An 8,998-nucleotide genomic window follows, 5' to 3' on the forward strand; every position below is an offset into this window, starting at 1 on the left:
TGATCGCGGCGTCCGCCTGGCTCAACGTCTTCCTCACGCTGCGCTACCGTTCGGCAGAGACCGAGCGGCAGCGGAAAGCCGAGGCCGAAATGAACGAGAAGCACGGCGGCAAGCTGGCCGGCAATCGCCATCCAGCGCAGGATCACCAGCGTCTGCAGGCGCACCTGCCCGCTCTGGTCGCCCGGCATGCGGCCCGCCAGGAAATTCCGGCGCAGCCAGTGCATGGCCACCCGGTCGTCGCTCATGGTCATCGATCGTCTCCGCCTCAATTCGGAGCGGAGTTTAGTGCCTCACGCGCCTGCCGTCATGATTTCGATCAAGGTTCCATCAGGCGTTCGACGGCCAGACGCCCGCCAGTTTGCGGGTCTCGCCGATGCGCATGATCCAGGTGTTTTCGGGCTCGTAGCCTTCCGCCTCCGCGGCCTTCAGAAAGCGTTCCGGCGGCTCGAAAGGCGGTTCCACGGTGAGGAGCACCGTGCCCCAATGCATGCCGACGACGCGGCGCGCCTTGAGGTCACGGCCCATCTGCACCGCCTCTTCGGGCGTCGCGTGGGAGGCTTTCATCATTTCGCGCGGCTCATAGGCGCCGATGCCGAGAAGCGCCGTGTCGAAAGGCCCGTAGGCCTCGCCGAGTTCGCGAAAGACCGGCCCATAGCCGCTGTCGCCGCCGAAGAAGAGATGGTGATTGGCGCTTTTGAGCGCGAAGCCCGCCCAGAGCGTGCGGTTGGTGTCGAAGCCGGAGCGGCGCGACCAGTGCACAACGGGCAGCGCCGTGATGGAAACGCCTCTGATCTCGTGCCGCTCATGCCAGTCGAGTTCGATCACGTTCGAAAAGCCGCGCTCGCGGAAGAAGCGCGCGAGACGAAGCGGCACCACCACCGTCATGCGGTGCTTGTTGGGCAGGCGCGCGAGTGCCCGTTCGTCGAGATGGTCGTAGTGATTGTGGCTCACGACCAGAAGATCGACCGGCGGCAGCGCCGAGATCGGCACGCCCGACTTCACGTAGCGGCGGGGGCCGAGACCGGCTGGACCTGCAAATGTCGTGAGATAGGGATCGGTCAGGACGGTGAGGCCGCCGATGCGGATGAGGAAGGACGCGTGACCGAGCCAGGTGATGAAATCGTCGTCTTCCGCCGCATGAAGCTGAAGATCGCGCACCGCCTGCGGGCGCGGCACGACATGGCCTTCCGGCACCTCCACCTTGCGCGCGCCCATCTTGAGCATTTCGAGAAAGAAGGGACCTGCATGTTTCATGCGCCCCTGGCCCCGGCTCGCGCAGCCCTGCGGGTTGCGGAACGTGCCGTCCGGCATGTGGTGCCAGGGACGGGTTTCGTCCTGCGCCTCGTTGCCGGAGGCCGTGGCGCCGGCAACCTGGCTATTCCGCTTCGATGATGCGCGTCTCTTTGTCATTACACCCTGGGCACGAATGTCGATGTCCTAGAGATAGGATGAATTGGCACGACAGCAAGAGACGCCTTGCGGAACCGCTATTGCATTCCCGCATTGCGCAGCAGACCGGCGATTTCGCGCAGATGGTTCTCTTCGGCGAGATCGAGGGCGGACCGGCCGGTGAAGTCGGTCTCGCTGAGGTCCACATCGTACTGAAGAAGGACCTCGACGACGCCAGCATTGTTGGCCCGTGTCGCGATGAGAAGGGGAACCTCGCGGTTCGCGCCTGACTTGTTGGGGTCGGCGCCCGCTTCGAGCAAGGCAGCGGCGATATCGGCGCGGCCCGAAAGCGCCGCCATCGACAGCGCGGTCGTGCCGTCGGGCGCGCGGCGATTGGGATCGGCCTTGTATTCGAGCAGAAGCTTCACCGTCGAAAAATGGCCATTGCCGACGGCGAGCAGCAGCATCGGAATCCTGTCGCGGCCGCTTTCGTTCGGCGAAACGCCTTTCACGAGGTCCACCTTCAGGGTCTCGTTGTCGCCCGTACGAGCGGCCTGAACCGTGTCGTTGTCGACGATGTAATTCGTGGGACCGCCCGGCTGGATCGCCGCGGCAGGCGAAATACCGGAAAATACCGTGCCGACGAGCAGGGCCAGCACCGCGAAGGGGGCCGCGCGAAGCGATTTGCGTGTCATAGTGTCGCCGCGCAGCGGGTCGCTTGATCGAAGCATTTTCTCAAAGCTCTTTTGACGGTAGACAGGCGGGGGGTCCGGATTGGAAGCCGGCAGCCCCGAGGTCCGGGCAGTATAGACCAAGGACGGCCTCCGCGTCCGTTTTCGAAGGCGGTTGGCTGGAGCAGGGACAGAACCCTGCGGAAACAGGGAGAAAAACATGACGCGCAACGGCAAGATCGCTCTCGTCATCGGCGTGCTGATCGCCATTGCGGCCGGGCTCTGGCTGTCCGAGTTCATGGTCGGGGGGAGCGGCGGATCGGGTGCTGTCTCCTCGTCGGGCAAGGCGCAGGTCGGCGGCCCCTTCACCCTCGTCAACGATGCGGGCGAGACGGTGACAGACGAGACCTTCCGCGGCCGCTACATGCTGATCTATTTCGGCTTCACCTTCTGTCCCGATGTCTGCCCGACGGAACTCGGCATCATGTCGGCGGCACTCGACCAGCTCGGCGAAAAGGCAGAGAAGGTGCAACCCCTTTTCGTCACCATCGATCCCGAGCGCGATACGCCGGAGGTGATGGCACGCTATGTGACGCTCTTCCATCCGCGTCTCATGGGGCTGACGGGCACGCCGGAACAGATCGCCAGCATCGCCAAGGCCTATCATGTCTTCTACCGAAAGGCGGAGGACGAGAGCTCGACGGACTACACGATGGATCATTCCTCCATCGTCTTCCTGATGGGACCGGACGGCGAGTATCTCAAGCTTTTCCCGCCGCAGACGCCGCCGGACAAGATGGCCGAGGCGATCGCGAGTTATATCGAGTGAGCGGGCCGGCACGAGCCGGTCAGAGACGCTGTCCCATTAAGGTTTTTCCTTCCGGCGCCGTGCTTCGTCCGTGTCTTGACGGTTCCGCGCGAGGGGCCTATGTTCGCGCGCATGGAACGCAACCGGCATATCGCCCTGGGCCTTTCTCTCGGCCTCGACCTCGCCCTTCTTCGGGGCGCGCTTCTCTGCGCCTGAGCGCAGAAAACATTCCCTTTCCGACATTGCCGAATCCAAACTGCGCCTCACCGGTGCCACGAGAGCCCGTGACGCGCATCGCTCCGCCGAACATGTGAGACATGTCATGCTGAAGAATCCATCCGTCAAATACCGCGCCTTCCCGCCGGTGCCGCTCACCGACAGGCAGTGGCCGGGGAAGACGATCACGAAACCGCCTATCTGGATGAGCACCGATCTGCGCGACGGTAACCAGGCGCTTTTCGAACCGATGAACGCGGAACGGAAACTCCGCATGTTCGAAATGCTCGTGAAGATCGGCTTCAAGGAAATCGAGGCGGGCTTCCCATCCGCTTCCGACACGGACTTCGGTTTCATCCGCAAGCTCGTGGAAGGCGGCTATGCGCCCGACGACGTGAAGATCGAAGTGCTGACGCAAGCGCGGCCCGAACTCATCTCGCGCACGATGGAGAGTTTGCGCGGCGCCAAGAACGCAATCGTTCATGTCTATAACGCGACGGCGCCGAACTTCCGCGAAGTCGTGTTCCAGCAAGGCAAGCAGGGTGTGAAGGCGATCGCGACGGAAAGCGCGCACCAGATCAAGGAAATCGCCTCGACGATGCCCGAGACGAACTGGACGTTCCAGTACAGCCCGGAAGTCTTTTCGGGCACGGAACTCGACTTCGCGAAGGAAGTCGTCGACGCCGTGACCGAAATCTGGGAAGCGGGGCCGGATCGCAAGACCGTCATCAACCTGCCGGCGACGGTCGAAATGGCGACGCCGAACATTTATGCCGACCAGATCGAATGGATGCACCGCAATCTCGAACGGCGCGACGGCATCATTCTGTCCGTACACCCGCATAACGACCGGGGCACGGCGGTGGCAGCGGCGGAGCTTGCCGTGATGGCGGGCGCCGATCGCGTCGAAGGCTGTCTGTTCGGCAATGGCGAGCGCACGGGCAATGTCGATCTCGTCACGCTGGCGCTGAACCTCTACAGCCAGGGCATCGATCCGGGTCTCGATTTCTCGCAGATCAACGAGATCGCGCGCACGGCGGAATATTGCACGCAGCTGCCGATCCATCCGCGCCACCCTTATGTCGGCGACCTCGTGTTCACGGCCTTTTCGGGCTCGCATCAGGATGCGATCAAGAAGGGACTCGCGGCCTACAAGGAAGGCGACATCTGGCAGGTGCCCTATCTGCCGCTCGATCCGAAAGATCTGGGGCGCACTTACGAGTCGATCATTCGCGTGAACAGCCAGTCCGGCAAGGGCGGCGTCTCCTATCTTCTCGAAACGGAGTACGACCTCCGCCTGCCGCGGAGATTGCAGGTCGAATTCAGCCAGGCCGTCCAGCGCGTGACGGATGACAGCGGCAAGGAAGTGCGCGCCGCCGATATCTGGGCGATTTTCGAGAAGGAATATATTTCGCGGAAGGAACCCATCGAATACGTCTCGCATACGCTGTTCGACGAGGGTGGCAAGCAGGGCGTGAAAATCCGTGTACGTCGCTTCGGCAAGGAAGAGCAGCTCGAAGGCTTCGGCAACGGCCCGATCGATGCGGCGATGAGCGCGCTGAAACTCGGCGTCGAACTTCGTCATTACGAGGAGCATTCGATCGGCTCGGGCACGGACGCGAAGGCCGTCGCCTTTATGGAAGTGGCGGACCCGGAGCATCCGGGCGACCTCTTTGGCGTCGGGATCGACCCGAACATCATCACCGCCTCGTTCAAGGCGATGATCTCGGGCGCGAACCGCGCCGCGGCACGCCGGCCATGCGAAGAGTGGGTCCGGCTCTGCGGCGGTGAGGGATAAGTCGCCCGTTTTCCGGCCGTCTGTCATCGAAATGTCACTGAACCGTCATGAAGGGGATTTCCCTTCGTGACGGTTTGGCGGCGCCTGACAGAAATTTTCCGTAACCATATCCGGCTCTTCCCGGAAAAATCTCTTGGAGAGGCGGCAGGCGGCGCCTACATTCCATGTTGCGCCGCAACATGAAGGCGCGGGGGAAGACGGGGTCGCGGCGATGGGGCGGGACCCACGAGCTGAGTGAGGTAGAGCGTGCTGTATCATCTCTATGAACTGAACCATGCCGCCGTGGCGCCGTTCCGGGCTGCCGCGGAAATGAGCCTCTGGGCGCTACGCCATCCGCTCAATCCTTTCGCCGAGACAGTCGCGCACAAGACGCTGGCGGCGGCCATCGACGTTTTCGAAACGACGACGCGGCGCTACGGTAAACCCGAATTCGGACTGCACGAGACGGAAGTGAACGGCAAGCCGGTGCCGGTCACCGAGAAGATCGTCTGGGAACGGCCCTTCTGCCGGATCATCCATTTCGAGCGCGAGCCTTCCGCGATGAAGGATGTCGTGCCGCAGCAGAAGCTTCTCATCGTCGCGCCGCTTTCGGGACATTACGCGACGCTGCTGCGCGGCACGGTGGAGGCCATGCTTCCCTATAACGAGGTCTACATCACCGACTGGGAAGACGCGCGCAAGGTGCCGCTCACGGAAGGCTCATTCGACCTCGACGACTACATCGACTACGTGATCGACATGTGCCACGAGCTTGGGCCGGACGTGCATCTCCTCGCCGTCTGCCAGCCTTCGGTGCCGGTCTTCGCGGCCGTCGCCGTCATGCATGACAATGACGATCCTTACGTGCCGCTCAGCATGACGCTGATGGGCGGGCCGATCGACACGCGCGAAAGCCCGACCGAAGTGAACCGGCTGGCGACGGAACGCGGCACCGAATGGTACGAGCGCAACGTCATCACCACCGTGCCCTGGCCGCATGCGGGCTTCATGCGCCGCGTCTATCCGGGCTTCGTGCAGCTTTCGGGCTTCATGGCGATGAACCTCGACCGGCACATGGACGCGCACTGGAACTATTTCGATCACATGGTCGCCGGCGACGGCGACAGCGCGGAGAAGCATCGCGAGTTCTACGACGAATATCTCTCGGTCATGGACATGACGTCGGAGTTCTACCTGCAGACGGTGGACGAGGTTTTCGTGAAGCACTCGCTGCCCAAGGGCGAGTTCACCCATCGCGGCAAGACCGTGCGGCCCGACGCGATCACGAAGACCGCGCTGATGACCGTCGAGGGCGAGAAGGACGATATTTCCGGCGTCGGCCAGACGAAGGCCGCGCACAAGCTCTGCCCGAAGCTGCCCGAGGCGATGAAGAGCCATTGGGAGCAGCCGGGCGTCGGCCATTACGGTGTCTTCAACGGGACGCGCTGGAAATCGGAAATCGCGCCGCGGGTGCGGGAGTTCATGGGCCGGCACGCGCAGCGGTAAGACGGCTCACTTCGCGAAGATCTGCGCCTCGTCCTGGAAGGCCTTGAATTCGAGCGCGTTGCCGGAGGGGTCGCGGAAGAACATGGTCGCCTGTTCGCCGGGTTTTCCCTTGAAGCGGATATGCGGCTCGATGACGAAGCGGATGCCTGCCGCCTTCAGGCGGCCGGCCAGTTCATGCCACGCCTCCCAGCCGAGGATCAGGCCGAAATGGGGAACGGGAACCTCGTCGCCATCGACGGGATTGGCGATTTCCGCCGCCGGGACATCGGCCCCCTCGCGCCGGGGCGCGAGATGGGCGACGATCTGGTGGCCATGGAAATCGAAATCGACCCAATGCGCGTCGGAACGGCCTTCGGCGCAACCGAGAAGGCGGCCGTAAAAATCTCTCGCGGCGGAGAGATCATCGACCGCGAAAGCGAAATGAAATCGTGGCATCCTTGACATGATTCGACCCTATCTCTTTTGCCTTCGGACAGGAATGACCAGACCGTCGTCATCCCCCATCGGGTTCCGGCCGGAAGCGGCGGACGCCCGAGGGGCATTGGGCTCGACCGCATTATGAACAAACCCGTGAAATCCGCCTCGCTTCATCTCGACTACATGCAGATCGAAGGGCGGACAGTACCCGTTACCGTGAAGCATAACCCCCGCGCCAAGCGCATGATCGTCCGCGTCGATCTTGCGGCGGGGTCGGTGCTCGTCACGACGCCGTCGCGCCGGAACCTCGGCAAGGCGCTTCTTTTCGCGCGCGAGCAGCGCGAGTGGATCGCCGAGCGGCTGCACCAGGTGCCCGCGCCCGTTCCCTTCAAGAACGGTGCGCGCATTCCCTATCGCGGCAAGGAACATGTGGTGCGCTATGCGGGCGTGCGGCGCGAGGACGCGCTGTTGAAGGGGCCGGTCTGGCGCGTGCGGGGCGCGGAGACGGGCGGGCTTCCCGAGATCCGCGTGACGGGACATCCCGACTTCGTGCAGCGGCGGGTGACGGACTGGCTGAAGGGAAAGGCGCGCGACGAGCTGAACGACCGGGCGCTTTTTTATGCCGAACTCTTCGACGTGCGTCCGTCGCGCATCACGGTGCGCGACACGACCACGCGATGGGGATCGTGCTCGCCGACGCGGGCGCTGTCCTTCTCCTGGCGGCTCATCCTCGCGCCCTCCTATGTGCTCGACTATGTGGCGGCGCATGAAGTGGCGCATATAAGGCACATGAATCACGGGCCGCGCTTCTGGGGGCTGGTCGAGGAAGCGATCCCGAATTACGGGCCTGCCAAGCGCTGGCTCGAAATCAACGGGCCGGGCCTGCACCGCTTCGGCGCGGACCCTGTCGGACTTTTCGCGGGCGGCAGCCGCGGAAACATCCCGGGCAGATGAAGCTTACGCCCGGCACGGCGGCTTTCACCGTGTTCCTGGCGTCGCTGACGGCGGTCGGTCCCCTGTCGACGGACATGTATCTGCCGTCGCTGCCCGACATCGCGCGCGATTTCAGCGCCGATGCGGGCACGGTGCAGATCACGCTGAGCGCCCATCTCATCGCCTTTGCCGGATCGCAGCTCTTCTACGGACCGCTGGCCGACCGCCATGGGCGCAGGCCCGTGCTGATCGGCGGCTTCCTGCTTTATATGGCGGGATGTTTCGCCTCGCTTTTCGTGGCGACCATCGACCAGCTTATTCTCGCGCGCATCCTGCAGGCGGTGGGCGGCGGCGCTTCCGTGGTTCTCGCGCGCGCGATCGTGCGCGACCTCTATACCGGTGCCGAAGCCGGACAGATGCTCGCCAAGATGGCGGCTATCATGGGGCTCGTGCCCGCACTCGCGCCGATGCTCGGCGGCGTTGTGCAGGATGTCTATGGCTGGAAGGCGAACTTCATCGCGATGGGCGCCTTCGGTGCGGTGCTCACCGTCATGGTGGCGGTGAACCTCGACGAGACGCTGCCGGCCGCGCGGCGGCAGAGCGCGGCGCCGCTCGCCATTCTGCGCGCCTATCGCAGGCTGATCGCCGACCGGCGCTTCCTCAAATATCTCGCCATCGCGAGCGCCGCCTTTTGCGGGCTCTTCGCCTTCGTCTCCGGTTCGTCCTTCGTGCTGCAGGGGCTCTACGGTTATTCGCCGATCGCCTACGGGCTTTGCTTCGGCGCGATGGCGGGCGGATATGTCGCGGGTTCGCTCGCGGGCGGAAGGCTCGTGCGCCGCATGGGCATCGACGCGACGCTGCGCTTCGGCGGTTTCTGCGCGGCGCTGGGCGGGCTTCTCATGCTGACGGGGCTTCTCACCACGCCATCGGCGCTCGGCATCGTGGCGCCGATCGTGATCTACGGTTTCGCGATGGGCGCGACCATGCCGCAGGCGATGGCGGGCGCGCTGACGCCGTTTCCCGATATTGCGGGCACGGCCTCGTCGCTGCTCGGCTTCCTGCAATCGGTCGCGGGGGCGCTTGCCGGGCTCTATGTGGGGCATGGCGTCGATGCGAGCGCAATGCCGATGGTCGGCACCATCGCGGCGATGGGCGTGACGACGTTTGCAATCGCGATGAGCGGACGGAAGCGTTAGGGACGTTTCCTCCCGCCTGCCGTCCGGACCACCCTCCCCCTGCGGATTCCTCTGCGAAACCGTCGCATTGGAGGTTGCCGGGTAT

At 64.0% G+C, this 8,998-nt stretch carries 8 protein-coding genes and 1 pseudogene; 5 read left to right on the forward strand and 4 right to left on the reverse strand.

Annotated elements, in window-relative coordinates; all coding sequences use genetic code 11:
* The 3 genes and pseudogenes from ACKUUH_RS16700 to ACKUUH_RS16710 all read right to left on the reverse strand — a co-directional run.
* A pseudogene (locus tag ACKUUH_RS16700) lies at window positions 1–188 on the reverse strand (hypothetical protein); the annotation flags it as partial.
* Window positions 189–327: 139 nt separating this feature from the next.
* A complete protein-coding gene (locus ACKUUH_RS16705) occupies window positions 328–1,410 on the reverse strand; it encodes an MBL fold metallo-hydrolase (RefSeq protein WP_407951020.1) in 1,083 nt (360 codons plus the stop codon).
* Window positions 1,411–1,487: 77 nt separating this feature from the next.
* Complete coding sequence (locus tag ACKUUH_RS16710; RefSeq protein WP_407951021.1) at window positions 1,488–2,084, reverse strand: ankyrin repeat domain-containing protein; 597 nt, start codon at window positions 2,082–2,084, stop codon at window positions 1,488–1,490.
* A 196-nt stretch (window positions 2,085–2,280) separates the two neighbouring features.
* Between ACKUUH_RS16710 and ACKUUH_RS16715 the strand changes: the two genes are divergently transcribed.
* The 3 genes from ACKUUH_RS16715 (at window position 2,281) to ACKUUH_RS16725 (ending at window position 6,367) form a co-directional block, all read left to right on the forward strand.
* Window positions 2,281–2,889 (forward strand): SCO family protein, encoded by a 609-nt coding sequence (locus ACKUUH_RS16715; RefSeq protein ID WP_407951022.1) that lies wholly within the window; start codon window positions 2,281–2,283, stop codon window positions 2,887–2,889.
* 301 nt (window positions 2,890–3,190) lie between these two features.
* The gene (leuA, locus tag ACKUUH_RS16720) at window positions 3,191–4,882 is read left to right on the forward strand and encodes a 2-isopropylmalate synthase (RefSeq protein ID WP_407951023.1); all 1,692 of its coding nucleotides are present in this window, start codon (window positions 3,191–3,193) and stop codon (window positions 4,880–4,882) included.
* Between the two features lie 246 nt (window positions 4,883–5,128).
* Window positions 5,129–6,367 carry a polyhydroxyalkanoate depolymerase gene (locus tag ACKUUH_RS16725; RefSeq protein WP_407951024.1) on the forward strand — a complete coding sequence of 413 codons (1,239 nt, stop codon included), beginning with the start codon at window positions 5,129–5,131 and terminating at the stop codon, window positions 6,365–6,367.
* Window positions 6,368–6,373: 6 nt separating this feature from the next.
* On the opposite strand, the gene ACKUUH_RS16730 is transcribed toward ACKUUH_RS16725, so the two are convergent.
* Entirely contained in the window at window positions 6,374–6,811 is a 438-nt protein-coding gene (locus tag ACKUUH_RS16730; RefSeq protein WP_407951025.1) for a VOC family protein, read from the reverse strand.
* A gap of 114 nt (window positions 6,812–6,925) precedes the next feature.
* Here ACKUUH_RS16730 and ACKUUH_RS16735 point away from each other — a divergent pair, with 114 nt between their 5' ends.
* A complete protein-coding gene (locus tag ACKUUH_RS16735; protein ID WP_407951026.1) occupies window positions 6,926–7,738 on the forward strand; it encodes a M48 family metallopeptidase in 813 nt (270 codons plus the stop codon).
* Window positions 7,735–8,913 (forward strand): multidrug effflux MFS transporter, encoded by a 1,179-nt coding sequence (locus tag ACKUUH_RS16740; protein ID WP_407951027.1) that lies wholly within the window; start codon window positions 7,735–7,737, stop codon window positions 8,911–8,913. The genes ACKUUH_RS16735 and ACKUUH_RS16740 overlap by 4 nt, the downstream gene beginning before the upstream one ends.
* Window positions 8,914–8,998: the final 85 nt, after the last annotated feature.

Source organism: Parvibaculum sp. (assembly GCF_045863935.1).
Lineage (GTDB): Bacteria > Pseudomonadota > Alphaproteobacteria > Parvibaculales > Parvibaculaceae > Parvibaculum.